The organism is Brevibacillus sp. HB1.2 (assembly GCF_013332495.1).
Classification (GTDB): Bacteria; Bacillota; Bacilli; order Brevibacillales; family Brevibacillaceae; genus Brevibacillus; species Brevibacillus porteri.
The window spans coordinates 39,709-63,512 of record NZ_JABMIU010000021.1 but is presented as its reverse complement, the minus strand read 5'-3'; the positions used below and the strand labels follow the sequence as shown (position 1 = coordinate 63,512).

Below are 23,804 nucleotides of genomic sequence, written 5' to 3'. Positions count from 1 at the left end.
GATAGACTCATTAACGCTTTCGCTGTTCAGTTTTCAAGGAGCAATTTCCTGTCCTCAATGTTCATCGTTATTTGTGATGGCGTCTTAAGGACAAGAATTAATCTATCACGTTACCTATCTTTGAGTCAATATGTTTTTTAAAAAAGTTTTTAAGTATAATTCTCTTCCCCGAGTTTTCTGCGTCTGACATACTTAGATAACTCATTGGGAGAGGCGATTCTTGCATACATGCGAAACATGATGGAGTATCTCTCCTCCATAGCCCGCTTCACTAGATGATCAATTCGTTTATCACTAAAATCAAGGAGCATCTCTTCCAGCTCACGTTTTAACAAGTATTCTAGTTCCTGTACTTCTTTTGTATTAAACAAAAACCCTAGCAACGATATCGCCCTCCGCCTTACGAGTCTCTCCTCTATCCTTTCCATCAAAATTCAGCCCTATTCAAAATAAAAAGCCCTCCGTTTAGGAAGGCTTCAATTTGTTGGCAAATCTGAATTATTTCAGTAAGTTCAATTGCTGTAGTTGTTGGCCCACGATTTCCTTGAGAATGGTTGGCGTAATCGTACTCTCTACAATAGCAGCAACGAACAACAGAACGATCACAGTAAGAACCGCTACTGGAAATTGCTTGAGCGTATCATACCAATCATTTTTCAATTGTGCCATCTTGTGTGGTTGGATTAGAACTCCCACTGAGCGTAAACTTAGCACTCCTAGACGAATACCAACTCCCGCTGCAAACAGGATAGCTGGGAGCTCAAAAATTCCATGTGGCAAAATACCTGCACTAAAAATAACCCATGGACTTACTCCCACTGCACTGTATTTGAAAAGGATAAATCCAAGCAGTACTCCATTCGTGAGCAATCCAATTATGGGAAAGAATGCAAACAATATTCCCAGCGCCATCATCATCAAAGCACTGAAAACATTATTGGAAAAAATCATCCAGAACACCGCTAAAGGTCCGCCGCCGTTATCTTTTATCCGTTCAGCAATTTCCTTTAATTGGCCCATCATTTTATCGACCATATCTTCGACAACCGGTGCTTGAAAATAACCAATCAAAGCACCACCAAAAAATAATAAGCATGCGGCGAAGAAATATTTTCGGTTATCAAGCCATAAATGCCGCAATCGATTGCCCATGCACCACACCCCTTTACTGCCTCTTCATTCACTATATGCATTGTACCTCAACAATAGCCAACAGGCCAAAGAATATCCTTGTTTTCCCTGCATAAACTGTTATCGGACAAAGGAGGTGCTTATCCATGAAATTCATTTATGTGATCAGCGCGAAACGATTAAAGCAAATCTTAATTATCGTCACGGCCATCGTACTCACTGCTGGAATTGGTTATGCGGAACGCGATTCAATTGCTGCCTTTGCGGAAGGTGCCAGCACACAAGCCCCCCAAGCTATTTATAAGGTCGACACCAAAGAAAAGAAAATCGCCCTTACCTTTGACATTAGCTGGGGAGAGACACGAGCATTACCTATACTGGATCTGCTGAAAGAAAAAAAGGTAAACAAAGCGACTTTTTTCCTCTCCTCGCCTTGGAGTCAACGACATCCTGACATCTTGAAACGCATCAAGGAAGATGGCTTAGAGATTGGTTCGCACGGTCACAAGCACGATAACTACACCAAATACTCCGATGAAGAAATTCGCTCCCAAATGGCCAAAGCCGACTCCATCCTAACCGAAATGACTGGAAAGAAACCTACACTCATTCGGATGCCAAACGGTGATTTTGACAAACGAGTGCTGGAAATCGCGAATCGCATGGGTTATTCCGTCATTCAATGGGATACGGACTCAAAAGATTGGACCAATCCGGGAACTGATGTGATCATCAATAATGTATTATCGAAAGCTCATCCAGGAGACATCATCCTGATGCACGCGAGCGATTCTGCAAAAGATACACATCTTGCCCTCCCTGTGATCATTGATAAACTTCGCAAGGATGGTTATGAATTCGTTACGGTATCAGAACTCATTTCGGGTACAAGTGTAGACAGCAAAGAAATTCACTAAAACAAAAAAAGCTGACCTTCATTGGGTCAGCTTTCTCTTTTTACCAAACGGTGCAATTGCATGACTTGCCAGACGTTACAAAACAATAGTGGAACGAGCATGGACAGAGTGGCACGCACATTATCTTCCTTCAATGCTGGAATCCATTCCAGTGCCGTCACGACAAACATAAAGAACATCGTCGGTATCCATGCAGATTTATTGGTCAGACTCACTTTTCCATATGCGGTAACAATAGCGACAATCAATAATAGCGTTGGCTCAATAAAGTACGTACCAAATCCTTTTCCTTCACCGAAGGACGTATAGCGAAGATAAATCATATCGAAAAAGACAAACAAAATAAGAAATACTTGGACGCTTTTCCACAGGGAAGCCGTTTTAAATATCGTTTTAGCGAAATAATTAATCGTCATATACGCAAAAAAACCCATCTGAGCCACAATACTAATGGTCATTCCATACAGTAGATACATAAACAAGCCGACAAAAAAGTTACCGGTGCTTCCTACGAGCAGCTTGTCCAAATCAAAGATAAGGGCAACCAGGATGCCACCTAATCCCCCGAGCAAGAGCGTGGTAATAAAAAGCCAGCCATACTTACGCAAACTCACCAAGTATTCCCTCCCATCCACATCGAATATGATTGTACCAATGGATACAAGAAAATACTAGCGTAAGAACAAAACAAAATGCACACGTTACTTGTAGGCAGAGTAAAGAAGGAGGTGTCCACCCCATGAGAAAAAAGACGATGTCTTTTTGGTTAACCGCTCTTGTCTGTCTGGTGCTAACCAGTTGCGGGGGTGGCGGACAAGCGCAAAGTTCGTCTCAACCTGATTATAAAAGCGTCAAAGACATGGTGCTGGACATATTACAGACGGACGAAGCGAAGCAATCTGTTAGCAAGATGATGAAGGATGATAAGTTTAAGCAAAACCTGATGATCGACGAGTCAACAGTGCGGACAACCTTGATTCAAAGCATGACGAATCCCAATAGTACGCACATCAAAGAAGCATTTAAAGACCCGAAGTTCGCAAGCGCCATGGCGAAGTCCATGAAAAACGAGCAAAAAACGCTCATGAAGGACCTGATGAAGGACCCTGAATACCAAAAAGAGCTCATAAGCGTAATGAAAGACCCTGAGTTTGAGAAAAATTTGATGGACCTGATGAAAAGCTCTGCTTATCGACAACAAACCATGCAAGTGATGAAGGATTCCTTGCAAAGTCCCTTGTTCCAGGCTGAACTCATGAAAATCATGACCAAAGTATCCGAGGACATGACAAAGCCTAAGGAACTAAAGTCAAAGAAAAAAGGAAAGGGAAAAGAAGGTGGCGGAGGCGGCAGCAAATCCGGTGGCGGAAACCCTTCTTCCTAAAACACAAAGGTGAGCTCTATTGCAGAGCCCACCTTTTTCATCTTCTTGGATATTATTGTTTGACAGCTTCCCCGCATTTTTCTATGACACGTTTGGCCATATCGATGTAAAGCTGACCAATTTCCGTCTTTTCTCCATAGATGGATGGGGAATAATCAGGTTCAGATGGATGATTATCCGGTTGGCCCAGCGGAATTTGAGCGAGCAGCTCACATGTCAATGTCTCGGCAAGCTTAGCTCCTCCACCACGCCCGAATACGTATTCTTTCGAACCATCTTTTGCTTCGTACCACGCCATGTTTTCCACAATACCGAGGATTTCATGACCAGTCCGCTTTGCCATAGCACCTGCGCGAGCCGCAACAAACGCTGCAGTAGCATGAGGAGTGGTTACCACAATCTCCATGCTTTGCGGAATCATGGTGTGTACGTCGAGGGCCATATCTCCCGTTCCTGGAGGCAAGTCCAGCAAGAGGTAGTCCAATTCTTCGCCCCAGTGTACTTCCGTGAAAAAGTTACGCAGCATTTTACCCAACATCGGGCCACGCCAAATGATCGGAGAGTTGTCTTCCACAAAAAAGCCCATGGACATAACCTTTACGTTTTGCTTTTCAACAGGCAGAATGGTTTCACCAATCACGGTTGGACGTTGTTCAATATTCATCATATCGGGCACACTAAAGCCGTAAATGTCTGCGTCGATTATGCCCACTTTTTTTCCTAATCGCGCGAGTGCAACAGCCAGGTTCACTGTCACCGTCGATTTTCCGACGCCGCCTTTTCCGGAAGTGACCGCGATAAAGGTCGTATTCGAATCCTTTGCCAAGATCGGGTTCAAAAGAGGAGCTTGTCCCGGTGTCATGTTATGTGTTTGCCCACCTTGGTTATTGCGAAGCTGGGCAGACAGAGCCGCACGTTCCTCGTCTGTCATCGAACCGAATTGCAGACGTACTTCTTCGGCTCCTAGCGCTTTCACAGCTGCGATAACATCGTCCTCGATCTTGGCTTTGAGTGGACAGCCCGAAATCGTCAGAACGACCGTGAGGCTTACTGTCTTGCCTTCAATATGGATATCCCGAATCATGTTGAGCTCGACCAAGCTACGATTAATTTCAGGGTCTTTTACATCACGTAGTGCTTCGAGAACCTGTTCTCTGGTCAACATTCTGGTTCACCTCATCTATGATCTTTTCAAACATTTTCATGCTGGTATAACGACAGCGTATGCGCGTTCATTATAGCATATTCGGGCGGTTGGGACACGACCACCGCCCTCTCAAGGTGTAATTGGCGCTTTTTCTCCCGAATACTGACGCAATATCCCCTGATAAATAGCATTCGCCATTGCCTTTTGGTATTCAACGCTCTGAAGTCGCTTTGCCTCCTCCGTATTGCTGACAAAGCCTACTTCTACCAAAACGGACGGGCAGTTAACCTCCCGAATCAAGAATACATTGTTCGTCTTACTCGGAACCCGATCTGTATGACCGATCACCCGTTTGATTTCATCTTGTATCAGGTAAGAAACTTCTGCGCTCTTTTTGAAGGTGGGGGAATAGAAAGTCTGCGCTCCCGACCATTTCGGAGAAGGGATAGAATTCACATGAATGCTGACCAAAAAATCTGGTGTACTGTCATTGACCAGCTTCACCCGGTTTCGGATATCCTCAGATTTTCGTTTACGTGCCTGCGCTGCATCTGGACTAGCCAAATCCTTGTCTTCTTCCCTTGTCATAACCACAAATGCACCCGACTGCTGGAGGAAATCCCGCAAGTACATGCTAATGGCCAAGGTCACTTCCTTTTCAACCACATTACCGGCTTTGGAAACAGCACCGCCGTCTAGTCCCCCATGCCCTGGGTCAATCGCTATAACCGTTCCCGTCAGTGGCAGCGACCATGCCTGCCAGGAAGAGCGATCAGGCGCTTCGTAGGTGAACAACAGCATGAGTACCGCAAAAGCCAATATCCAGCCTACTCCTTTTCGTGTCATAGTGTATCGTCCCCTTTGTCCCATTCTCGTTCCATCTTATGGACAAACATGGACAAATATACCCGTTTGTGAAAAGGAAAAACCCCCTGCCTGCGAACAGACAAGGGGTTTGTATCGAACAGCAATTAGCGCTTGGAGAATTGAGGTGCGCGACGAGCTGCTTTCAAGCCGTATTTCTTACGTTCTTTCATACGAGGATCGCGAGTCAGGAAGCCAGCGCGTTTCAGAGCGCCGCGCAGTTCCGGATCTGCTTTCAGCAGAGCGCGAGCAACGCCGTGACGGATTGCACCAGCTTGACCAGTGGTTCCGCCGCCGTTTACGTTAACCAATACATCGTAACGACCAAGAGTTTCAGTCAAAACGAGTGGTTGTTTTACGATCAATTTCAGTGTTTCCAAACCAAAGTAAGTATCCATTTCACGCTTGTTGATCACGATGCGACCTTCACCTGGAACCAGGCGAACGCGTGCTACGGAGTGCTTACGACGACCTGTACCGTAGTATTGTACTTGTGCCACGTATATTTCCTCCCTTTACCTTAACCGCGAATTTGCCAAACTTCTGGTTTTTGTGCTGCGTGTGGATGCTCAGTTCCAGCGTATACTTTCAGCTTGGTGAACATTTGACGTCCCAGGCTGTTTTTAGGCAGCATGCCTTTTACCGCCAGTTCGAACATACGATCTGGTCTCTTGTTCAGCATTGCGCCCGCAGTGGTCTTTTTCAAACCACCTGGATACAGGGAGTGAGTGTAGTAAATTTTGTCATTCAGTTTGTTACCAGTCAATTTCACTTTGTCAGCGTTGAGTACGATTACGAAATCGCCAGCGTCAACGTGAGGAGTGAATTCTGGTTTCAATTTTCCGCGCAGGATAGAAGCTACTTCGCTCGCCAGACGACCCAGCGTTTGGCCTTCAGCGTCTACGATGTACCATTTGCGCTCAACTTCGAGCGGTTTCGCCATATATGTGGTACGCATTTTTGTCCCTCCTAAATATCTTACCTAACACACTTATAACCAAAACAACCGAAACTTGCAATGGAAGATAATTGCTGTTACGGGTGAGCAACTCTTCCAGGTGTTCCATGTAATCACGATCTTGTCTTTCAATCCCGGGGCTAGAGTGGGGCTAGGCGGGGTTAAAATACCAAGGAATATCGTACTACATAGACGCCCCATAGTCAAGTGCTGCTCGTTCGTCTAATAGTTGGAAATCTGAGAACTAGTAGACAACTTCCCACATGATCAGACCCTTGGCTGGTGCTGTCTTACCTGCCTTTTCCCGATCACATGCGGCGAGGATTTCCCTCAGTTCAGCAGGGTTTCTTTTTCCTTGCCCTACTTCAACCAAAGTCCCCACAATAATTCGAACCATGTTGTACAAAAAACCGTTGCCTCGGCATGTCACCCATACCTCGTCTCCGCTTTTTTCTACGGTGACCCCGTACACAGTCCGAACCTTGTCCTCCACGTATGTCTTTGCTGAGCAAAAGGAAGTAAAATCATGTTCACCCACCAAGTAATGAGCAGCCTGCTGCATCGCGTACACATCTAACGGAAACCGGACATGATCGGCGTATCGATGTCGAAATACATCTGCCACTGGAGTGTTGTCTATACAATATCGATATTCTTTTACTTGCACGTCAAAACGCGCATGAAAAGAGGCATCGACCTCTTCGACTGTCCGAATGACAATAGAATCAGGCAACTGATTGTTCAACACAAACCGCCATTTATCCATCGGAATGTTACTTGACGTGTCAAAGTGAATCACTTGACCACGCGCATGAACACCCGCATCTGTCCGGCCCGAACCGAAGACTTGGATATCCTCTCCGGTAACCCGATTCAAAGCGGCTTCAATTTCACCCTGGACCGTTACTTGATCTGGCTGTACCTGAAAACCGCTAAAGTCAGTTCCGTCATATGCCAATACACATCGCAGTCGCTTCATGTACGCCACCATCCAATCACGATTACCAAGATCACACTCGCAATAGCTACGATTCCATCACGCCAAGTGAACGTCAGCTTATTCAGCCGCGTTCTCCCCACTCCCCCGCGATAGCCACGTGCTTCCATCGCCAAAGCCAGCTCTTCCGCACGCCGAAACGCACTAACGAACAATGGGATCGCGATCGGAATCAGGTTCTTGGCTCTGCGTACGAGACTTCCACTGGTGAAATTGGCTCCTCTGGCGGTCTGCGCCTTGATGATTTTATCCGTTTCTTCCATCAGGGTCGGAATGAACCGGAGTGCAATTGACATCATCAGGGCTATATCATGAACCGGTATGCCGATCTTCCCTAGTGGTCCTAGTAAACGCTCCAAACCCTCTGTCAAATCGATTGGAGAGGTGGTCAGTGTTAGCAAGGAACTAATGAGAATCAAAAGTCCCAAGCGCAAAGAAATGAAGATCGCCTGGCGAACCCCTTCCTCCTCTACTGTAAACCATCCCCACTGAAAGTAGACCGTTCCGCCTTTTGTGATAAAAATATGCAAGACAACGGTAAACAAAATCAGGATCCAGACTGGCTTTAAGCTTTTTAATATATAGGACAACGAAAGCCTAGAAAGAAGTGCAGCATACAGGGTAAAACCAATCAGTATGGCGTACGTTACCGTATTGTTAGCCAGAAAAATCAAGGTAGCAAAAAGAATGATGAAGAGAAGCTTGCTTCGCGGATCTGCACGATGTAAAAAAGATTGCCCTGGTACGTATTGACCAATTGCGATATTCTGCAGCATGCCTAGCCCTCCTTTGGTACGGACAGTCGTTCCAGCAGATGGGCAATCAGCTCTTCTTCCCGATAAAGGGAGCTCGGCAGACTAGCCTTGTCCGGCAGCAATTGATTCATTTGCGATACGAGAGCCACCGTTTCCGGTACATCCAAAGACATCTCTCGGAGACGATCCACATGCATGAATACTTCCTCCGGCTTCCCCTGCAAAGCTACTTGGCCTTGTGCCATCACAAGCAAATAGTCTGCATAACGGGCTGCCTCTTCCATGCTGTGCGTGACCAATAGTGTCGTGAGGTTTTGTTCCCGATGAATCCGGTAGATTCCTTCCAGAATCGTTACTCGTCCCGCAGGATCAAGACCCGCAGTTGGTTCATCCAATACCAGAACCTTCGGCTGCATGGCAAGAACACCAGCCAAAGCAACACGTCGCATTTGCCCGCCACTCAAATGAAACGGCGAGCGATCCTTGATCGTGGCATAATCCAGGCCGACAATTTCAAGGGACTCCTTTACGCGCGCTTCCACCATTTCCGTTGGCAAGTCAAAATTGAGCGGTCCAAAAGCAACATCCTTCGCAACCGTTTCTTCAAACAACTGATGTTCAGGATATTGAAAGACGAGCCCAATATCGCGCCTTTGAGCATGGGGTAATCGCCGCTTTGGAGTAATGACCGCATCACCCAGGGTGATTTGCCCTGTACTAGGCATCAGTAACCCGTTCAAGTGCTGAATCAGCGTTGACTTACCCGAGCCTGTGTGGCCAATAATTCCGACAAACGAACCGGATGGAATCGTCAGCGAAATATTGTGTAAGGCAACTCGTTCGAACGGTGTTCCCTTTGCGTAGATATGGCTTACTTGGTCAAAAGTAATTTGCATACGTGCTCCACCAGCTCCTCTTGATGCAGGACAAACGGTAAATCAATCCCTTTGGAATGAAGTGCGTGTCGCAGTCGAACGGCAAATGGCACATCCAGTCCCACCTGTTTCAAACGATCTACCTCATTAAACACTTCACTCGGCTTACCTTCCATCAGGACTTCACCTGCATTCATGACGATGACCTTATCCGAATAAATGGCTTCTTCCGGAAAATGGGTAATGTTAATGATTGTGAGTCCCTCGTCACGGTTCAGTTGACGAGCCAGATTCAGCACTTCCATTCTCCCTTGTGGATCAAGCATCGCTGTCGCTTCATCCAAGATGATGACAGAAGGACGCATCGCCATAATTCCGGCGATCGCCACGCGTTGCTTTTGACCCCCAGACAGACGATGTGGTTGTGCCTGTAAATAAGACTCCATCCCTACCGAAACGAGCGCCTCATCAATACGATCTCTCATCTCTTTGGGGTCCACACCCATGTTTTCTAGGCCAAAGGCGACATCATCTTCCACAGTAGCCCCAACAATCTGATTGTCCGGGTTCTGAAAGACCATGCCAACATGTCGTCGGATCTCCCAAAGCAGATCCCCATCTTTCGTATCCATTCCACTGATAAGTACTGTGCCGCCTTCTGGAAGCAGCAGAGCATTCATCAGCTTTGCCATTGTTGATTTGCCAGAACCGTTGTGACCCAATACGGATACAAAGGAACCTTTTTGAATGGTAAGGTCAACACCTTGTAATACCGGAACCCGTTGGCCATCCTCACCATCGTAGGTATAAGAAACATCACGCAATGCCAGCAGGTTATCTTCATTCATGAGGCATTCACAACCTCCCCAGCCTTCACAGGGAACTGACTAGCAGGATTTCGATGAGAAAGGAAAAAAGGGTTGAATCAGAGTCCAGCCTATGACCAGATCTGCCCCCACCCTTTTCGCGGTAATCTACCAGGCCGAAACCTGAGTAAACGACCAGTTTACATGTATTAAACGAATTCGATGTACGCCATTGGAGCAGCGTCGCCACGGCGAGGGCCGGTTTTCAGGATACGAGTGTATCCACCGTTGCGCTCTTTGAAGCGAGGAGCGATTTCATCGAACAGTTTTTGAACAGCATCGCGGCCTTCAGCATTCGCAACTTCTTTGCGAACGAAAGCAGCAACTTGACGGCGAGCATGCAGATCGCCACGTTTCGCGAGCGTGATCATTTTTTCAGCGATTGGGCGCAGTTCTTTCGCCTTCATCTCTGTAGTTTCGATGCGCTCGTTGATGATCAGGTCTGTTACCAAGTCGCGGAACAGCGCTTTACGAGCTGAGCTACGACGACCCAATTTACGTTGTGCCATGTGGTTTACCTCCCTCTTAATCGAGAGAACAAAAGTTTGCTTCTTGGTTTGCTATTCTAATCGTCGCTGCGCAGGGACAGGCCCAGTTCAGCTAACTTTTCTTGAACTTCTTCAAGAGATTTGCGCCCCAGATTGCGTACTTTCATCATGTCCTCTTCTGTCTTCTGCGTCAGCTCTTGCACGGTATTAATACCGGCACGCTTCAAGCAGTTGTAGGAACGAACGGAAAGATCGAGCTCTTCGATAGTCATCTCCAAGACTTTCTCTTTCTTGTCCTCTTCCTTCTCTACCATGATTTCTGCATCCTTCGCCTCGTCAGTCAGACCGACGAACAGGTTCAAGTGCTCCGTCATGATTTTTGCGCCGAGACTTACGGCTTCTTCCGGACTGATGCTACCGTTAGTCCAAACCTCAAGTGTTAACTTGTCATAGTTGGTCATTTGCCCTACACGGGTATTTTCCACTTGATAGTTAACGCGCTTGATCGGCGTGTAGATCGAATCAATCGGAATCACACCAATAGGCAGATCCTCAGATTTGTTTCCGTCAGATTGAACATAACCACGACCACGTCCAGCTGTCATGCGGATATGCAGACGACCGCCATTGGCCAACGTTGCAATATGAAGATCAGGGTTTAAGACCTCCACATCACTGTCAGCACGGATATCTCCCGCTTTGACAACGCCTTCGCCTTCTGCATCGATCTCGATTACTTTTTCTTCATCGGAATGGATCTTCAGCGCCAAGCCTTTGATGTTCAGGATGATCTCGGTTACATCTTCAACGACGCCTTCAATCGTGGAGAATTCGTGAAGAACCCCATCGATTTGAACAGTACGAACTGCCGCGCCTGGCAAGGACGAAAGAAGAATTCGTCTCAGCGAGTTGCCAAGGGTAGTTCCGTATCCGCGCTCTAGAGGTTCTACAACAAACTTTCCATACGAGTTGTCGTCGCTAACTTCCACAACCTCGATTTTTGGTTTTTCTATTTCTATCATTAAACAAACCCTCCTTCAAAACGTCGAAATCCTGGGGTGGGCCGCATACGTGCCCACTCAGGAATTTCCCCGGCGGTTTACCGTTTGCGTGCATGACAAGCTATAAATCAGAATTTACCATTCTAGTATGGACATGTTCTGAACGATATAAACCAGTTACACGCGGCGACGTTTTGGTGGACGGCAACCGTTATGCGGAATTGGCGTCACGTCTTTAATCATGTTCACTTCAAGACCAGTAGCTTGCAGGGAACGGATCGCAGCTTCACGACCAGCACCTGGGCCTTTTACTGATACTTCAAGGGAACGCATGCCGTGTTCCATTGCAACGCGTGCAGCCGCTTCAGCAGCCATTTGCGCAGCAAATGGAGTGCTTTTACGGGAGCCTTTGAAGCCGAGGGAACCAGCACTGGACCAAGAGATCGCGTTACCGTGTGGATCCGTGATAGTGACGATCGTATTGTTGAAAGTAGAACGGATGTGTGCTACGCCGACTTCAACATTCTTACGGTCACGACGACGGGTACGAGTTGCTGTAGCTTGTTTTCTTTTCGCCATGTCAGATTACCCTCCTTTACTTCTTCTTGTTTGCTACTGTACGGCGTGGACCTTTACGCGTACGAGCATTTGTTTTAGAACGTTGACCGCGAACTGGAAGTCCACGACGATGACGGATGCCACGGAAGCAACCGATTTCCATCAGACGCTTGATGTTGAGGGAGATCTCACGACGGAGGTCACCTTCCACCTTCACAGTTTTGTCGATGTACTCACGAAGTTTGTTTACTTCGTCTTCTGTCAGATCGCGAACACGAGTGTTAGCGTCTACTCCAGTAGAGGACAGAATTTTTTGAGACGTGGGGCGGCCAATACCAAAAATGTAGGTAAGAGCAACTTCAACGCGTTTTTCGCGCGGCAAGTCTACGCCTGCAATACGTGCCATGTGTCAAAAGCACCTCCTTGTTTACCCTTGTTTTTGCTTATGCTTCGGATTTTCACAAATAACCATTACGTTACCTTTGCGACGGATAACCTTGCATTTCTCGCAGATCGGTTTAACCGAAGGTCTCACTTTCATGGTTCTTGCCTCCCTTTTCTAGGGGTTTTGCTTACTATTTATAGCGGTACGTAATACGTCCGCGGGTTAAGTCGTACGGCGACAGTTCAACAGTTACTTTATCCCCCGGCAGGATACGGATAAAGTGCATGCGGATTTTTCCTGAGACGTGAGCGAGGACTTTATGTCCATTCTCTAATTCTACTCGAAACATAGCATTTGGCAAAGGTTCGATTACCGTACCTTCCACCTCAATTACATCATCTTTTGCCATGGTAAACTCTCCTTTCTTCTGCTCTTCAGTCGGACCATGAGTTTTGCGAAATGATCACACAACGAACTTATCGTCGACACGTTGGACGACAATCCCGAATCATTCGGAACTACCGTTTTTATGTCCGTGTAAAAATCTCATAGCCATCTTCCGTAATCGCGATGGTGTGTTCAAAATGAGCACAAGTTTTCCGATCCACTGTTACTACCGTCCAATTGTCCTCCAATGTGCGGACATAACGTTCGCCGGCATTTACCATTGGCTCAATTGCCAACACCATGCCTGGTTTTAACCGCGGTCCTCGATCAGGAGGGCCGTAGTTAGGAACCTGTGGATCTTCGTGCAAGTTTTGCCCGATCCCATGCCCCACATACTCGCGAACGAGTGTGAAGTCGGCAGCTTCTGCATGAACCTGAATCGCATGAGAGATATCGGATAAGCGTCCACCCGGAACAGCTTTTTCAAGCCCCTTGTACAACGACTCTTCCGTTACTCTGAGCAGCTTCTGGTTTTCTGTTGAAATCTTACCGACCGGATACGTCCAAGCGGAGTCGCCATGGTAACCCTGAAACTGGGCACCAATGTCGATACTGATAATGTCTCCTTCTTGCAACGCCCGTTTACCTGGGATCCCGTGTACGAGTTCTTCATTGACTGAAGCACAGATACTTCCTGGAAAGCCACCATAGCCTTTAAACGATGGAATTGCTCCCATGCTTCGAATAAAGGTCTCGGCAATTTCGTCTAGCTGCTTCGTCGTGACACCAGGCTTGATCGCCTTGGCCAGTTCTTGATGGGTGAGTGCGACGATACGACCAGCTTCGCGCATAACCTCAAGTTCTGCTTTCGACTTTAGGATAATCATTCGCAATTACCCTCGCAACAAAGACTTAATTTCCGCAAACACTACCTGGATATCTTGTTCTCCATCGATATCTCGCAGAAGTTCCTGTGCGGAGTAGTAGTCGATAAGTGGCTGTGTTTGAGCGATATTTACGTCAAGGCGTTGTGTTACCACTTCGATCTTGTCGTCTTCACGCTGATACAGCTTACCACCATCTTTATCACATACGCCAGCCTCTTTTGGAGGATTGAACATCGTGTGATAGCTAGCACCGCAAACAGGGCAGATCCAGCGACCGGTCAGACGTTCAATCAATTGCTCGCGTTGAACGTTGATGTTAATTACATGGTCAATTTCGCGTCCCAGCTCTTTTACTGTAGCTGTCAACGCTTCCGCCTGAGGAACTGTGCGCGGAAAACCATCTAAGAGGAATCCCTTTGCGCAGTCTTCCATCGAAAGGCGCTCCCGCACAATACCAATGACGACCTCGTCTGGGACGAGATGACCTTTATCCATGTAGGATTTAGCCTCTAGTCCGAGCGGCGTTTCGTTTTTGACCGCAGCTCGGAACATGTCGCCAGTCGAAATGTGCGGGATGTCAAACTCTTCTACGATACGTTCTGCCTGTGTCCCTTTACCGGCTCCAGGCAGTCCCATCAGAATTATATTCACGTCCATTCCCTCCGTCCCATCAAAAAAGCTACAGAAGCTTTTCTGTAAACATCTAAGTCATTACTTGATAAACCCTTGGTAGTGGCGTTTGATCATCTGGCTTTCAATCTGCTTCATTGTATCCAAGCATACCCCAACCACGATCAACAGCGATGTACCACCGATGTAAATGGATTGCGGCAAGTTTGCAATACTACCGAAGAAGAATGGCAAAATCGCAATAAGCATCAAGAACAAAGCGCCCGCCAATGTTAACCGGTTTAATGTACGAGTAATGAATACCTCAGTGTTTTTACCAGGTCGGATACCAGGAATGTAACCGCCATTTTTTCTCATGTTATCTGCCATTTGTACAGGGTTGATCTGTACGAATGTGTAGAAGTAGGTGAATCCGAGAATCAAGATAGCGTAGAGCGTCATTCCTAATGGTTTGTTGACTTGGAAGTTCTGATAAATCCAGTTAGCAAATCCTTGTCCAGATGCATCCACCCAGAACTGAGCAATCGTTGACGGGAACATTACCAGCGATACCGCAAAGATAACAGGAATAACACCAGCAGAGTTGATTTTTAGCGGAATGTGGGTAGATTGACCACCGTACATTTTGCGTCCAACCACTCGTTTCGCATATTGCACTGGAATCTTACGAAGACCTTGCTGCATAAAGATAACCCCGACAATAATGGCGAGGACCACCAATAGGATAAGCAGAACCTTGACGATGCTGAAAAAGATATTTACAGATGGATCACCAAACATCGTGGTGTAAATCGTCGTAGCTGCATTAGGCAATCCAGCAACGATCCCGGCAACGATCAGGATCGAAATCCCGTTACCGATACCCTTTTCCGTAATCTGTTCCCCCATCCACATCATGAATGCGGTCCCAGCTGTCAAAGTCAACGCAATGAGTGCATAGCTACTAACCGACGTGTCGTTTAGCAATCCAGGCGCCATATTGTTGAATCCAATTGTCATCCCTACAGACTGAATCAAACCAAGGATGATGGTAGCGTAACGGGTAACGGTGGCAATCTTGCGACGGCCAACTTCCCCTTCACGTGCCCATTGCGTAAGCTTAGGCACAACATCCATGGACATCAGCTGCATGATAATCGATGCCGTAATGTACGGCATGATACCCATGGCAAAAATCGAGAAGTTATGCAGTGCTCCACCTGAGAAGGTGTTCAACAAGCCCAGTAATTGGTTTGTATTCTGCTGAAACAACTCGACATTTACGTTAGGAACTGGCACATAGCTTCCGATCCGGAAAACAACCAGCATCATGAGCGTAAAAAGGATCTTGCGACGAAGGTCGCTAATTTTAAAAATGTTAGTTAAGGACGCTAACATTAGATCACCTCGGTTGTTCCACCGACTTGAGCGATCTTCTCAGCAGCTGCTCCGGAGAACTTGTGAGCTTTTACAGTCAGCTTCACAGTCAGTTCACCGTTAGCAAGAACCTTAACACCGTCGCGCAGCGCGCTGATAACACCTGTTTCTTTCAACAGCTCAGGTGTTACTACAGTGCCCTCTTCGAAACGGTTCAGCGCGTCCAAGCTAACAATCGCAAATTCTTTGCGGCTGATGTTAGTGAAACCACGCTTAGGCAGACGACGGTACAATGGGTTTTGACCACCCTCGAATCCTGGGCGAACACCTCCGCCGGAACGAGCGTTTTGACCTTTGTGACCTTTACCAGCAGTTTTGCCAGTACCGCTACCAATACCGCGACCGATGCGCTTACGAGTGTGACGGGATCCTTCTGCAGGTTGCAGTTCATGCAATTTCATACGTTGCACCTCCTAACTAATTGAGATGTTCAATTAAGCTTCTACTTCTTTCACTTCAACCAAGTGCTTCACTTTGAAAACCATTCCACGAATTGCAGCGTTATCTTCCTTCACTACAGTGGAGTTGATTTTGCGAAGACCCAGAGCTTTTACAGTATCTTGTTGGTCAACAGTGCGACCAATCAAGCTGCGTTTGAGGGTGATTTGCAATTTTGCCATTTTCATTCCCTCCTTATTAACCCAACAACTCGTCAACAGTCTTACCGCGCAATTTCGCGACATCTTCCGCTGTTTTCAGACGGCCGAGGCCTTCCAGCGTAGCGTTGACCATGTTGATAGGATTGTTGGAACCAAGAGACTTACTCAAAATATCGCCTACACCAGCCAGTTCGAGTACGGCACGAACAGGTCCACCAGCGATAACACCTGTACCAGGGGCAGCAGGCTTGATGAGAACCTTACCAGCGCCGAATTGGCACAGTACTTGGTGCGGAACAGTTGTTCCTCTCATCGGTACACGGATCAATTTTTTCTTAGCATCGTCAATCGCTTTGCGAATGGCGTCTGGAACTTCTTGAGCTTTACCCATACCAGCACCTACGTGGCCGTTACGGTCTCCCACAACAACCAAGGCGCTGAAGCTCATACGACGTCCACCTTTAACCGTTTTTGCTACACGGTTAACTGCGACTACTTTTTCTTCGAGCTCTAATTTGCTAGGGTCGATACGCATTCCTTACCCTCCTTGTTGTTAGAATTGCAGACCAGCTTCACGAGCTGCTTCTGCCAGTGCTTTAATACGTCCATGATAGATGTAACCACCGCGGTCAAAAATCACTTCAGTCGCACCTTTTTCTTGTGCACGCTTAGCGATCAGTGTGCCAACAGCTGTAGCAGCTTCCACGTTAGCGCCATTATTCAGGCCCAGCTCTTTATCCAAAGAAGATGCGGATACCAGTGTTACGCCAGTTGCATCGTCGATCAATTGAGCGTAGATGTGCTTAGAAGAACGGAATACGTTCAGACGCGGGCGAATGGTAGAACCAATCACGCGTTTGCGGATTCGCAGATGACGTTTTTTCCGAGCTTTGTTTTTATCAGCTTTCGTAAACATTAAGCGGCCTCCTTTCTCATGAAGCTAGAAGCTTATTTACCTTTTTTACCTTCTTTACGACGAACCACTTCATTGCTGTACTTGATACCTTTACCTTTGTATGGCTCAGGTTTGCGCAGGGAACGAATCTCAGCAGCAACTTGGCCTACACGCTCTTTATTGATACCTTTAACAATCAGAGTCGTTTGGTTAGGTACATCGATTTCGATACCCGCTTCTGGAGTAACTTCCACTGGGTGGGAGAAACCAAGAGAGAGAGTAACACCGTTGCCAGACTTGGCAGCACGGTAACCTACACCGACCAGTTCCAGGGTACGAGTGAAGCCTTCAGATACGCCAGTTACCATGTTGGATACCAGCGCACGAGTCGTACCATGCAGGGAACGGTGAAGTTTGTTATCGCTTGGACGCTCTACTACTACTTCGTTTTCAGCGATGTTGATTTTGATATCTTCATGGAAGCTACGAACGAGTTGACCCTTAGGGCCTTTTACCGTCAGCTCAGTACCGTTCAGAGTGAGGGTAACGCCTGCAGGGACCACGATCGGTTTTCTACCGACACGAGACATGTGGTGCACCTCCTGTGCTATTTACGATCTATTAATTACCAAATGTATGCGAGAACCTCTCCACCAACATGTGCTTGACGAGCTTGCTTGTCAGTCATTACACCAGTGGATGTAGAGATGATCGCGCAACCGAGACCACCCAAAACCTTAGGTACTTCATTGTTCTTTGCATAAACACGAAGTCCTGGCTTGGAGATACGTTTCAGACCTGTGATGACGCGCTCGTTGCTCGCACCATATTTCAGGAATACGCGGATGATTCCTTGTTTGTTGTCTTCAACAAACTCCGCATCGCGGATGAAGCCTTCTTCTTTCAGAATGCGCGCGATTTCCTTCTTGATGGTGGACGCCGGGATTTCCACTTTCTCGTGGCGAACCATGTTGGCGTTACGAATACGTGTCAACATATCTGCGATTGGATCAGTCATAACCATGAGAGAAAACCTCCTTCCCGTTTCAAATTACCAGCTTGCTTTTTTCACGCCTGGAATTTGACCTTTATAAGCAAGTTCACGGAAGCAAATACGGCAGAGTTTGAATTTGCGCAATACGGAGTGAGGACGTCCGCAACGCTCGCAACGAGTGTACGCGCGTACTGCAAACTTCGGCTGCCGCTGTTGCTTGATGATCATTGATTTCTTTGCCACATTCTTCCCTCCTTACGAGTGGGTTTATTTACGGAATGGCATACCCATTTGAGTCAGCAACTCACGAGCTTCCTCATCCGTTTTCGCGGAAGTAACAATAACGATGTCCATACCACGAACTTTATCAATTTTATCGTACTCGATCTCAGGGAAGATCAGTTGTTCCTTCAGACCGAGTGTGTAGTTACCGCGACCGTCAAAAGCCTTGGAAGAAATTCCACGGAAGTCACGAACACGCGGGAGAGATACGTTCATCAATTTGTCGAGGAAGTGGTACATACGCTCGCCGCGCAGAGTAACCTTTGCACCGATCGGCATACCTTCACGCAATTTGAAACCCGCGATGGATTTCTTAGCCTTTGTTACTACAGGCTTTTGACCAGCGATGATTTGCAGGTCTTCAATTGCAGTATCCAAGGACTTAGCGTTAGCTACCGCTTCGCCTACACCCATATTGATGATGATCTTTTCTACTTTCGGCACTTGCATGATGGAAGTGTAGTTGAACTTGCTCATCAAGCCAGGCACGATTTCGCTCGTATACTTTTCTTTCAATCTTGTTGCCATCTAGGATATCCTCCTTTCCAACCTGACTACTTGTCGAGTACTTCGCCAGACTTTTTCGCGTACCGAACTTTCTTGCCGCTATCCAATACTTTGTAACCGATGCGAGTAGCTTTTCCGGACTTCGGATCGATCAAAGATACGTTGGATACGTGAATAGCTGCTTCTTGAGTCACAATGCCACCTTGCGGGTTAGCTTGGGACGGACGGCTGTGTTTCTTCACGAGGTTGATACCTTCAACCAGAACGCGTTCTTTCTTCGGATAAGCAGCGAGAACGCGACCTTTTTTGCCTTTATCTTTGCCCGCATTTACGATAACAGTGTCGCCTTTTTTAACGTGCATCGCTTGGTGCACCTCCTATCGAACAAACTGCCTGAGTTTTGCCGTTCAATTAGATAACCTCTGGAGCCAGAGAGATGATCTTCATGAAATCCTTATCGCGGAGCTCACGAGCCACAGGTCCAAAGATACGAGTACCACGAGGGGATTGATCGTCTTTGATAACTACAGCTGCATTCTCATCGAACTTGATGTAAGAACCATCGTTACGACGAACGCCACTTGCTGTGCGTACTACAACCGCTTTAACTACTTGACCTTTCTTGACAACGCCGCCGGGTGTAGCGGATTTTACGGAGCACACGATAACATCCCCGATGTTCGCCGTTTTGCGACCGGAACCACCCAGAACCTTGATGCACATGAGTTCCTTAGCACCGGAGTTGTCAGCAACAGCCAATCTCGTTTGAGTTTGGATCATTTACTGTTCCTCCTTTCGGATTTATCTATCCGAAAATCTGACTTATACGATTACTGCCTCTTCAACGATACGTACCATACGGAAACGCTTGTCTTTAGACAATGGGCGAGTTTCCATGATTTCTACGATGTCGCCAACTTTTGCTGCGTTGTTCTCATCGTGAGCCTTGAACTTTTTGGAGAATTTCATGCGTTTACCGTACAATGGGTGTGTCTTGTAAGTTTCAACAAGAACAACAATGGTTTTATCCATCTTGTCGGAAACGACGCGACCTACAACGGTTCGACGCATATTGCGATCTGCGGTCATCGTTCAAACCTCCTTCCTATAATTAGCCGATTCCCAATTCTCTCTGGCGCAGGACGGTTTTCGCACGAGCAATATCCTTACGCACTTGTTTGATACGAGATGTGGTTTCGAGTTGACCGGTAGCCAACTGGAAACGAAGGTTGAACAACTCTTCTTTCAAAGAAGTAACGTTTTGTTCGAGCTCGGCAGTGGTCAAATTACGGTACTCATTAGCCTTCATGTGCGTCACCACCCACTTCTTCACGCTTCACGAACTTGCACTTGATAGGCAGTTTGTGCATAGCCAGACGCATAGCTTCGCGAGCGACTTCTTCAGGAACACCAGCAAGTTCAAACATGATCTTGCCTGGCTTCACTACCGCTACCCATTTCTCAGGAGAACCTTTACCGGAACCCATCCGTACTTCGAGCGGTTTTTGTGTAACTGGTTTGTCAGGGAAAATTTTAATCCAGACTTTACCACCACGTTTAATGTAACGGGTCATTGCAATACGGGCAGCCTCGATTTGACGGTTGGTTACCCAAGATGGTTCCATTGCTTGCAATCCGTATTCACCGAACGCAACAGTGGTACCGCCTTTTGCGTTACCTGCCATTTTCCCGCGGTGTTGTTTACGGTGTTTCACGCGTTTTGGCGTCAACATGATTACTTGCCTCCTTCCTCAGTAGCGACGTTCTTTCTCGCTGGAAGGACTTCTCCACGATAGATCCACACTTTAACACCGATGCGACCATAAGTGGTATGTGCTTCAGCAGTACCGTAGTCGATGTCAGCGCGCAATGTGTGAAGCGGAACAGTACCTTCGCTGTAACCTTCAGAACGTGCGATGTCCGCGCCGCCAAGACGACCGCTTACCAAGGTTTTGATACCTTTAGCACCAGAGCGCAGCGAACGAGTGATCGATTGCTTTTGCGCACGGCGGAAAGAAATGCGGTTTTCCAATTGGCGTGCAATATTTTCAGCTACAAGAGTAGCATCCAGATCCGGACGTTTTACTTCGTTGATGTTGATATGAACGCGTTTGCCAGTCAGTTCGGTCAAAGTTTTGCGCAGAGTTTCAACCTCTGAACCACCTTTACCAATTACCATACCAGGCTTAGCGGTGTGAATCGTAACGTTTACGCGATTAGCTGCGCGTTCGATTTCGATCGTGGATACAGCAGCATCCTTCAGACGCCCTTTTACATACTTACGGATTTTCAAGTCTTCGTGCAACAGAGTTGCGAAGTCCTTGTCAGCGTACCATTTGGACTCCCAGTCACGAATGACACCGATCCGAAGACCTACCGGGCTTACCTTTTGACCCACACGTAATCCCTCCTTATTTCTCGTTTAGTACCACTGTGATGTGGCTCGTGCGTTTATGGATGCGGCTAGCGCGACCCATAGCGCGCGGACGGAAACGCTTCAACGTAGGACCTTGGTCTACGAAGATTTTGCCTACTACCAAGCTATTTGGATCCAGCTCATAGTTGTGCTCAGCGTTTGCAATAGCCGATTTCAGGAGCTTTTCAACAACTGGAGAAGCTGCCTTTGGCGTGTGTTTCAAGATCGCCAAAGCTTCACCTACTTGCTTGCCTCTGATCAAGTCAACCACCAGGCGGACTTTACGAGACGCGATGCGAATATTCCGTGCAACTGCTTTTGCTTCCATCTTTGTACCTCCTCTCTGTCAAGAGAAAATTAGCGCTTCTTGGACTTCTTGTCGTTGTCGACGTGACCCTTGAAGGTACGAGTTGGTGCGAATTCACCCAATTTATGACCAACCATGTCTTCCGATACGTATACAGGTACATGTTTGCGGCCATCGTAAACTGCAAACGTGTGTCCTACGAAATCAGGGAAGATGGTGGAACGGCGAGACCATGTTTTGATCACGCGTTTCTCGTTCTTTTCATTTTGCTCGTCAACTTTTTTCATCAAGTGGTCATCCACGAAAGGACCCTTTTTTAAGCTACGTCCCATTAGTGAACCTCCCTTCGCCATAGGCGTTCGGTTATAGTATCAGCCTACCTTACTTTTTACGGCGGCGGATGATGTACTGGTCGGACTTGTTCTTCTTCTTACGAGTCTTGAGACCCAGGGTTGGTTTACCCCAAGGAGTAACAGGAGCCTTACGACCGATTGGAGCGCGACCTTCACCACCACCGTGTGGGTGATCGTTAGGGTTCATTACGCTACCGCGAACTGTCGGGCGAATACCCAACCAGCGGGAACGTCCTGCTTTACCGATGTTCAGCAATTCGTGATCTTGGTTACCTACTTGACCGATGGTAGCGCGGCATACGTTATGAATGCGGCGAGTTTCACCGGAAGACAGGCGTACGATTACGAATTCACCATCACGACCAAGCAATTGAGCAGAAGTACCAGCAGCGCGAACCAATTGGCCACCCTTACCAGGTTTCAGCTCGATGTTGTGGATGGTAGTACCTACCGGGATTTTCTCCATTGGCAGTGCGTTACCGATTTTGATGTCGGCATCTGCTCCGGATACAATCTGGTCGCCCACTTTCAGGTTTTGTGGAGCGATAATGTAACGCTTTTCACCGTCTGCATAGTTGATCAGCGCGATGTTAGCGGAACGGTTTGGATCGTATTCAATGGTTGCTACGCGACCAATGATACCATCTTTGTTACGTTTGAAGTCGATAATACGGTATTTACGTTTGTGACCGCCACCTTGATGACGAACGGTAATTCTACCTTGGTTGTTGCGACCAGCTTTTTTGCTGAGAGGCGCCAACAAGGATTTTTCGGGAGTCGACGTGGTGATCTCCTCGAAAGTAGAAACCGTCATTTGGCGACGACCAGGAGAAGTCGGTTTAAACTTTTTGATACCCATGTTAATACCCTCCTTTTCGGTAGTCGTCGAGGTTATACTCCCTCGTAGAAGGCCAATTCTTTGCTGTCATCAGTCAGCTTAACGATTGCTTTCTTCCACTCGGATGTGTAACCGGAGTATTTTCCGTAGCGTTTTGGTTTCGCAGGTACACGAACTGTGTTAACTGCTTCTACTTTTACGCCAAATACTTTTTCAACTGCTTGTTTGATTTCTGTCTTGTTGGCTTTGAGAGGTACTTCGAATACGTACTTTTTCTCAGCCATCATGTCAGTGGTGCGCTCGGTAATGACAGGGCGTTTAAGGACATCATGAAGGCTCTTCATTAGGCGAGCACCTCCTCTACTTTCGCAATCGCTTCTTTCGTCACGATTACTTTGTCATGCGCTACCAGATCAAGAACGTTAATGCCTGCAGCATCTACGATTTTTGCACCTGGAATATTGCGGGAAGCAAGAGCTACGTTTTGGTCGTACTCGGAAGTAACGATCAGAACTTTGCGATCTGCTTTCAAGTTGTTCAGAACAACTGTCATTTCTTTAGTTTTAGGAGCTGCAATGTTCAGAGCATCCAAAACCAACATTTCATTGCTTTGTACTTTTGCGGAGAGTGCGGATTTCAGTGCCAAACGGCGAACTTTACGGTTCAGTTTGTAACCATATTTGCGCGGAGTTGGACCGAATACAACACCGCCACCTTTCCATTGCGGAGAGCGAATGGAACCTTGGCGTGCACGTCCTGTACCTTTTTGGCGCCATGGCTTGCGGCCACCACCACGTACTTCAGAACGGTTCTTTACATCATGTGTACCTTGACGTTGGGATGCTTGTTGCATCACGATCGCATCGTACAGAACTGCGCTGTTAGGCTCAATCCCAAATACGCTGTCTGCCAGATCGATTTCGCCAACTTGAGAACCGCTTTGGTTATAAAGAGCTACTTTCGGCAT

The 23,804-nt window shown here is 47.2% G+C and carries 41 protein-coding genes; 2 read left to right on the top strand and 39 right to left on the bottom strand.

Going from position 1 to position 23,804, the window contains the following annotated elements:
* Positions 1-149: 149 nt before the first annotated feature.
* Both HPY28_RS27960 and HPY28_RS27955 read right to left on the bottom strand, forming a co-directional pair.
* The gene (locus HPY28_RS27960; protein WP_026042929.1) at positions 150-383 is read right to left on the bottom strand and encodes a hypothetical protein; all 234 of its coding nucleotides are present in this window, start codon (positions 381-383) and stop codon (positions 150-152) included.
* Between the two features lie 115 nt (positions 384-498).
* Positions 499-1,152 (bottom strand): stage II sporulation protein M, encoded by a 654-nt coding sequence (locus HPY28_RS27955; protein ID WP_017247067.1) that lies wholly within the window; start codon positions 1,150-1,152, stop codon positions 499-501.
* 125 nt (positions 1,153-1,277) lie between these two features.
* Here HPY28_RS27955 and pdaB point away from each other — a divergent pair, with 125 nt between their 5' ends.
* A complete protein-coding gene (pdaB, locus tag HPY28_RS27950; RefSeq protein WP_017247066.1) occupies positions 1,278-2,048 on the top strand; it encodes a polysaccharide deacetylase family sporulation protein PdaB in 771 nt (256 codons plus the stop codon).
* A 26-nt stretch (positions 2,049-2,074) separates the two neighbouring features.
* Here pdaB and HPY28_RS27945 read toward each other — a convergent pair whose 3' ends face one another.
* Positions 2,075-2,662, bottom strand: coding sequence for a KinB-signaling pathway activation protein (locus tag HPY28_RS27945; protein WP_017247065.1), 588 nt, complete (start codon positions 2,660-2,662; stop codon positions 2,075-2,077).
* 125 nt (positions 2,663-2,787) lie between these two features.
* Between HPY28_RS27945 and gerD the strand changes: the two genes are divergently transcribed.
* Positions 2,788-3,432: a spore germination lipoprotein GerD gene (gene gerD / locus HPY28_RS27940; protein WP_017247064.1), complete on the top strand. Its 645-nt coding sequence runs from the start codon at positions 2,788-2,790 to the stop codon at positions 3,430-3,432.
* A 52-nt stretch (positions 3,433-3,484) separates the two neighbouring features.
* On the opposite strand, the gene HPY28_RS27935 is transcribed toward gerD, so the two are convergent.
* The 36 genes from HPY28_RS27935 to rplD all read right to left on the bottom strand — a co-directional run bounded on the left by HPY28_RS27935 (position 3,485) and on the right by rplD (position 23,804).
* A complete protein-coding gene (locus tag HPY28_RS27935; protein ID WP_069852841.1) occupies positions 3,485-4,597 on the bottom strand; it encodes a P-loop NTPase in 1,113 nt (370 codons plus the stop codon).
* A 111-nt stretch (positions 4,598-4,708) separates the two neighbouring features.
* Positions 4,709-5,425, bottom strand: coding sequence for an N-acetylmuramoyl-L-alanine amidase CwlD (cwlD, locus tag HPY28_RS27930; RefSeq protein ID WP_026042928.1), 717 nt, complete (start codon positions 5,423-5,425; stop codon positions 4,709-4,711).
* A 125-nt stretch (positions 5,426-5,550) separates the two neighbouring features.
* Positions 5,551-5,943 (bottom strand): 30S ribosomal protein S9, encoded by a 393-nt coding sequence (gene rpsI, locus HPY28_RS27925; protein ID WP_005828788.1) that lies wholly within the window; start codon positions 5,941-5,943, stop codon positions 5,551-5,553.
* 20 nt (positions 5,944-5,963) lie between these two features.
* Entirely contained in the window at positions 5,964-6,401 is a 438-nt protein-coding gene (gene rplM, locus HPY28_RS27920; RefSeq protein ID WP_007716295.1) for a 50S ribosomal protein L13, read from the bottom strand.
* 244 nt (positions 6,402-6,645) lie between these two features.
* Complete coding sequence (gene truA, locus HPY28_RS27915; protein WP_174231829.1) at positions 6,646-7,380, bottom strand: tRNA pseudouridine(38-40) synthase TruA; 735 nt, start codon at positions 7,378-7,380, stop codon at positions 6,646-6,648.
* Positions 7,377-8,174, bottom strand: coding sequence for an energy-coupling factor transporter transmembrane component T family protein (locus HPY28_RS27910; protein ID WP_017247060.1), 798 nt, complete (start codon positions 8,172-8,174; stop codon positions 7,377-7,379). Before HPY28_RS27910 ends, truA begins: the two co-directional genes overlap by 4 nt.
* Positions 8,175-8,176: 2 nt before the next feature.
* Positions 8,177-9,049: an energy-coupling factor transporter ATPase gene (locus HPY28_RS27905; RefSeq protein ID WP_174231828.1), complete on the bottom strand. Its 873-nt coding sequence runs from the start codon at positions 9,047-9,049 to the stop codon at positions 8,177-8,179.
* On the bottom strand, positions 9,025-9,876 hold the full coding sequence (locus HPY28_RS27900; RefSeq protein ID WP_174231827.1) for an energy-coupling factor transporter ATPase: 852 nt from the start codon (positions 9,874-9,876) through the stop codon (positions 9,025-9,027). The genes HPY28_RS27905 and HPY28_RS27900 overlap by 25 nt, the downstream gene beginning before the upstream one ends.
* 167 nt (positions 9,877-10,043) lie before the next feature.
* A complete protein-coding gene (gene rplQ, locus HPY28_RS27895) occupies positions 10,044-10,403 on the bottom strand; it encodes a 50S ribosomal protein L17 (RefSeq protein ID WP_017247058.1) in 360 nt (119 codons plus the stop codon).
* Positions 10,404-10,459: 56 nt separating this feature from the next.
* On the bottom strand, positions 10,460-11,404 hold the full coding sequence (locus HPY28_RS27890; RefSeq protein WP_017247057.1) for a DNA-directed RNA polymerase subunit alpha: 945 nt from the start codon (positions 11,402-11,404) through the stop codon (positions 10,460-10,462).
* 156 nt (positions 11,405-11,560) lie between these two features.
* Positions 11,561-11,962: a 30S ribosomal protein S11 gene (rpsK, locus tag HPY28_RS27885; RefSeq protein ID WP_005828803.1), complete on the bottom strand. Its 402-nt coding sequence runs from the start codon at positions 11,960-11,962 to the stop codon at positions 11,561-11,563.
* A gap of 16 nt (positions 11,963-11,978) precedes the next feature.
* Entirely contained in the window at positions 11,979-12,347 is a 369-nt protein-coding gene (gene rpsM, locus HPY28_RS27880) for a 30S ribosomal protein S13 (protein WP_017247056.1), read from the bottom strand.
* A 21-nt stretch (positions 12,348-12,368) separates the two neighbouring features.
* A complete protein-coding gene (rpmJ, locus tag HPY28_RS27875) occupies positions 12,369-12,482 on the bottom strand; it encodes a 50S ribosomal protein L36 (protein ID WP_003333770.1) in 114 nt (37 codons plus the stop codon).
* Between the two features lie 34 nt (positions 12,483-12,516).
* Complete coding sequence (gene infA / locus HPY28_RS27870; RefSeq protein WP_003333772.1) at positions 12,517-12,735, bottom strand: translation initiation factor IF-1; 219 nt, start codon at positions 12,733-12,735, stop codon at positions 12,517-12,519.
* Between the two features lie 118 nt (positions 12,736-12,853).
* Positions 12,854-13,600 (bottom strand): type I methionyl aminopeptidase, encoded by a 747-nt coding sequence (gene map, locus HPY28_RS27865; RefSeq protein ID WP_012683998.1) that lies wholly within the window; start codon positions 13,598-13,600, stop codon positions 12,854-12,856.
* 6 nt (positions 13,601-13,606) lie between these two features.
* A complete protein-coding gene (locus HPY28_RS27860) occupies positions 13,607-14,251 on the bottom strand; it encodes an adenylate kinase (RefSeq protein ID WP_017247055.1) in 645 nt (214 codons plus the stop codon).
* Between the two features lie 60 nt (positions 14,252-14,311).
* Entirely contained in the window at positions 14,312-15,607 is a 1,296-nt protein-coding gene (gene secY / locus HPY28_RS27855) for a preprotein translocase subunit SecY (protein WP_017247054.1), read from the bottom strand.
* Positions 15,607-16,047, bottom strand: a complete 441-nt coding sequence (gene rplO, locus HPY28_RS27850; RefSeq protein ID WP_007716272.1) for a 50S ribosomal protein L15 — start codon at positions 16,045-16,047, stop codon at positions 15,607-15,609. Before rplO ends, secY begins: the two co-directional genes overlap by 1 nt.
* 33 nt (positions 16,048-16,080) lie before the next feature.
* On the bottom strand, positions 16,081-16,266 hold the full coding sequence (gene rpmD / locus HPY28_RS27845) for a 50S ribosomal protein L30 (RefSeq protein WP_007716270.1): 186 nt from the start codon (positions 16,264-16,266) through the stop codon (positions 16,081-16,083).
* 16 nt (positions 16,267-16,282) lie between these two features.
* Positions 16,283-16,780 (bottom strand): 30S ribosomal protein S5, encoded by a 498-nt coding sequence (gene rpsE, locus HPY28_RS27840; RefSeq protein WP_007716268.1) that lies wholly within the window; start codon positions 16,778-16,780, stop codon positions 16,283-16,285.
* A gap of 18 nt (positions 16,781-16,798) precedes the next feature.
* The gene (rplR, locus tag HPY28_RS27835) at positions 16,799-17,161 is read right to left on the bottom strand and encodes a 50S ribosomal protein L18 (RefSeq protein ID WP_017247053.1); all 363 of its coding nucleotides are present in this window, start codon (positions 17,159-17,161) and stop codon (positions 16,799-16,801) included.
* Positions 17,162-17,193: 32 nt separating this feature from the next.
* Complete coding sequence (gene rplF, locus HPY28_RS27830) at positions 17,194-17,730, bottom strand: 50S ribosomal protein L6 (RefSeq protein WP_017247052.1); 537 nt, start codon at positions 17,728-17,730, stop codon at positions 17,194-17,196.
* A gap of 35 nt (positions 17,731-17,765) precedes the next feature.
* Positions 17,766-18,164, bottom strand: a complete 399-nt coding sequence (rpsH, locus tag HPY28_RS27825) for a 30S ribosomal protein S8 (RefSeq protein ID WP_007716262.1) — start codon at positions 18,162-18,164, stop codon at positions 17,766-17,768.
* Positions 18,165-18,191: 27 nt separating this feature from the next.
* Complete coding sequence (locus tag HPY28_RS27820; RefSeq protein ID WP_005828830.1) at positions 18,192-18,377, bottom strand: type Z 30S ribosomal protein S14; 186 nt, start codon at positions 18,375-18,377, stop codon at positions 18,192-18,194.
* Positions 18,378-18,401: 24 nt separating this feature from the next.
* A complete protein-coding gene (rplE, locus tag HPY28_RS27815) occupies positions 18,402-18,944 on the bottom strand; it encodes a 50S ribosomal protein L5 (RefSeq protein WP_007716254.1) in 543 nt (180 codons plus the stop codon).
* A gap of 26 nt (positions 18,945-18,970) precedes the next feature.
* On the bottom strand, positions 18,971-19,285 hold the full coding sequence (gene rplX, locus HPY28_RS27810) for a 50S ribosomal protein L24 (RefSeq protein WP_017247051.1): 315 nt from the start codon (positions 19,283-19,285) through the stop codon (positions 18,971-18,973).
* 49 nt (positions 19,286-19,334) lie between these two features.
* Entirely contained in the window at positions 19,335-19,703 is a 369-nt protein-coding gene (gene rplN / locus HPY28_RS27805) for a 50S ribosomal protein L14 (protein WP_017247050.1), read from the bottom strand.
* A gap of 42 nt (positions 19,704-19,745) precedes the next feature.
* A complete protein-coding gene (gene rpsQ, locus HPY28_RS27800) occupies positions 19,746-20,012 on the bottom strand; it encodes a 30S ribosomal protein S17 (RefSeq protein ID WP_007716251.1) in 267 nt (88 codons plus the stop codon).
* A gap of 22 nt (positions 20,013-20,034) precedes the next feature.
* Positions 20,035-20,232, bottom strand: a complete 198-nt coding sequence (rpmC, locus tag HPY28_RS27795) for a 50S ribosomal protein L29 (protein ID WP_007716250.1) — start codon at positions 20,230-20,232, stop codon at positions 20,035-20,037.
* Positions 20,222-20,656, bottom strand: coding sequence for a 50S ribosomal protein L16 (gene rplP / locus HPY28_RS27790; RefSeq protein WP_007716249.1), 435 nt, complete (start codon positions 20,654-20,656; stop codon positions 20,222-20,224). Before rplP ends, rpmC begins: the two co-directional genes overlap by 11 nt.
* Positions 20,657-20,658: 2 nt before the next feature.
* Positions 20,659-21,321: a 30S ribosomal protein S3 gene (gene rpsC, locus HPY28_RS27785; protein WP_007716248.1), complete on the bottom strand. Its 663-nt coding sequence runs from the start codon at positions 21,319-21,321 to the stop codon at positions 20,659-20,661.
* A 13-nt stretch (positions 21,322-21,334) separates the two neighbouring features.
* On the bottom strand, positions 21,335-21,667 hold the full coding sequence (gene rplV, locus HPY28_RS27780) for a 50S ribosomal protein L22 (protein WP_017247049.1): 333 nt from the start codon (positions 21,665-21,667) through the stop codon (positions 21,335-21,337).
* Positions 21,668-21,696: 29 nt separating this feature from the next.
* Positions 21,697-21,978: a 30S ribosomal protein S19 gene (gene rpsS / locus HPY28_RS27775; protein WP_007716246.1), complete on the bottom strand. Its 282-nt coding sequence runs from the start codon at positions 21,976-21,978 to the stop codon at positions 21,697-21,699.
* 49 nt (positions 21,979-22,027) lie between these two features.
* Positions 22,028-22,858: a 50S ribosomal protein L2 gene (gene rplB / locus HPY28_RS27770; protein WP_007716245.1), complete on the bottom strand. Its 831-nt coding sequence runs from the start codon at positions 22,856-22,858 to the stop codon at positions 22,028-22,030.
* A 32-nt stretch (positions 22,859-22,890) separates the two neighbouring features.
* Entirely contained in the window at positions 22,891-23,181 is a 291-nt protein-coding gene (gene rplW / locus HPY28_RS27765) for a 50S ribosomal protein L23 (protein WP_007716243.1), read from the bottom strand.
* On the bottom strand, positions 23,181-23,804 hold the full coding sequence (gene rplD / locus HPY28_RS27760; RefSeq protein ID WP_017247048.1) for a 50S ribosomal protein L4: 624 nt from the start codon (positions 23,802-23,804) through the stop codon (positions 23,181-23,183). The genes rplW and rplD overlap by 1 nt, the downstream gene beginning before the upstream one ends.

Bases quoted from the DNA above. Each gene is read 5' to 3' on its own strand.
- HPY28_RS27955 (WP_017247067.1), bottom strand. From the start codon at position 1,152: ATGGGCAATCGATTGCGGCATTTATGGCTTGATAACCGAAAATATTTC.
- pdaB (WP_017247066.1), top strand. From the start codon at position 1,278: ATGAAATTCATTTATGTGATCAGCGCGAAACGATTAAAGCAAATCTTA.
- gerD (WP_017247064.1), top strand. From the start codon at position 2,788: ATGAGAAAAAAGACGATGTCTTTTTGGTTAACCGCTCTTGTCTGTCTG.
- HPY28_RS27935 (WP_069852841.1), bottom strand. From the start codon at position 4,597: ATGTTGACCAGAGAACAGGTTCTCGAAGCACTACGTGATGTAAAAGAC.
- cwlD (WP_026042928.1), bottom strand. From the start codon at position 5,425: ATGACACGAAAAGGAGTAGGCTGGATATTGGCTTTTGCGGTACTCATG.
- rplM (WP_007716295.1), bottom strand. From the start codon at position 6,401: ATGCGTACCACATATATGGCGAAACCGCTCGAAGTTGAGCGCAAATGG.
- truA (WP_174231829.1), bottom strand. From the start codon at position 7,380: ATGAAGCGACTGCGATGTGTATTGGCATATGACGGAACTGACTTTAGC.
- HPY28_RS27910 (WP_017247060.1), bottom strand. From the start codon at position 8,174: ATGCTGCAGAATATCGCAATTGGTCAATACGTACCAGGGCAATCTTTT.
- HPY28_RS27905 (WP_174231828.1), bottom strand. From the start codon at position 9,049: ATGCAAATTACTTTTGACCAAGTAAGCCATATCTACGCAAAGGGAACA.
- HPY28_RS27900 (WP_174231827.1), bottom strand. From the start codon at position 9,876: ATGAATGAAGATAACCTGCTGGCATTGCGTGATGTTTCTTATACCTAC.
- rplQ (WP_017247058.1), bottom strand. From the start codon at position 10,403: ATGGCACAACGTAAATTGGGTCGTCGTAGCTCAGCTCGTAAAGCGCTG.
- HPY28_RS27890 (WP_017247057.1), bottom strand. From the start codon at position 11,404: ATGATAGAAATAGAAAAACCAAAAATCGAGGTTGTGGAAGTTAGCGAC.
- rpsK (WP_005828803.1), bottom strand. From the start codon at position 11,962: ATGGCGAAAAGAAAACAAGCTACAGCAACTCGTACCCGTCGTCGTGAC.
- rpsM (WP_017247056.1), bottom strand. From the start codon at position 12,347: ATGGCACGTATTGCAGGCGTAGACTTGCCGCGCGAAAAACGCGTTGAA.
- rpmJ (WP_003333770.1), bottom strand. From the start codon at position 12,482: ATGAAAGTGAGACCTTCGGTTAAACCGATCTGCGAGAAATGCAAGGTT.
- infA (WP_003333772.1), bottom strand. From the start codon at position 12,735: ATGGCAAAAGATGATGTAATTGAGGTGGAAGGTACGGTAATCGAACCT.
- map (WP_012683998.1), bottom strand. From the start codon at position 13,600: ATGATTATCCTAAAGTCGAAAGCAGAACTTGAGGTTATGCGCGAAGCT.
- secY (WP_017247054.1), bottom strand. From the start codon at position 15,607: ATGTTAGCGTCCTTAACTAACATTTTTAAAATTAGCGACCTTCGTCGC.
- rplO (WP_007716272.1), bottom strand. From the start codon at position 16,047: ATGAAATTGCATGAACTGCAACCTGCAGAAGGATCCCGTCACACTCGT.
- rpmD (WP_007716270.1), bottom strand. From the start codon at position 16,266: ATGGCAAAATTGCAAATCACCCTCAAACGCAGCTTGATTGGTCGCACT.
- rpsE (WP_007716268.1), bottom strand. From the start codon at position 16,780: ATGCGTATCGACCCTAGCAAATTAGAGCTCGAAGAAAAAGTAGTCGCA.
- rplR (WP_017247053.1), bottom strand. From the start codon at position 17,161: ATGTTTACGAAAGCTGATAAAAACAAAGCTCGGAAAAAACGTCATCTG.
- rplF (WP_017247052.1), bottom strand. From the start codon at position 17,730: ATGTCTCGTGTCGGTAGAAAACCGATCGTGGTCCCTGCAGGCGTTACC.
- rpsH (WP_007716262.1), bottom strand. From the start codon at position 18,164: ATGGTTATGACTGATCCAATCGCAGATATGTTGACACGTATTCGTAAC.
- rplE (WP_007716254.1), bottom strand. From the start codon at position 18,944: ATGGCAACAAGATTGAAAGAAAAGTATACGAGCGAAATCGTGCCTGGC.
- rplX (WP_017247051.1), bottom strand. From the start codon at position 19,285: ATGCACGTTAAAAAAGGCGACACTGTTATCGTAAATGCGGGCAAAGAT.
- rplN (WP_017247050.1), bottom strand. From the start codon at position 19,703: ATGATCCAAACTCAAACGAGATTGGCTGTTGCTGACAACTCCGGTGCT.
- rpsQ (WP_007716251.1), bottom strand. From the start codon at position 20,012: ATGACCGCAGATCGCAATATGCGTCGAACCGTTGTAGGTCGCGTCGTT.
- rpmC (WP_007716250.1), bottom strand. From the start codon at position 20,232: ATGAAGGCTAATGAGTACCGTAATTTGACCACTGCCGAGCTCGAACAA.
- rplP (WP_007716249.1), bottom strand. From the start codon at position 20,656: ATGTTGACGCCAAAACGCGTGAAACACCGTAAACAACACCGCGGGAAA.
- rplV (WP_017247049.1), bottom strand. From the start codon at position 21,667: ATGGAAGCAAAAGCAGTTGCACGGAATATTCGCATCGCGTCTCGTAAA.
- rpsS (WP_007716246.1), bottom strand. From the start codon at position 21,978: ATGGGACGTAGCTTAAAAAAGGGTCCTTTCGTGGATGACCACTTGATG.
- rplB (WP_007716245.1), bottom strand. From the start codon at position 22,858: ATGGGTATCAAAAAGTTTAAACCGACTTCTCCTGGTCGTCGCCAAATG.
- rplW (WP_007716243.1), bottom strand. From the start codon at position 23,181: ATGAAGAGCCTTCATGATGTCCTTAAACGCCCTGTCATTACCGAGCGC.
- rplD (WP_017247048.1), bottom strand. From the start codon at position 23,804: ATGCCGAAAGTAGCTCTTTATAACCAAAGCGGTTCTCAAGTTGGCGAA.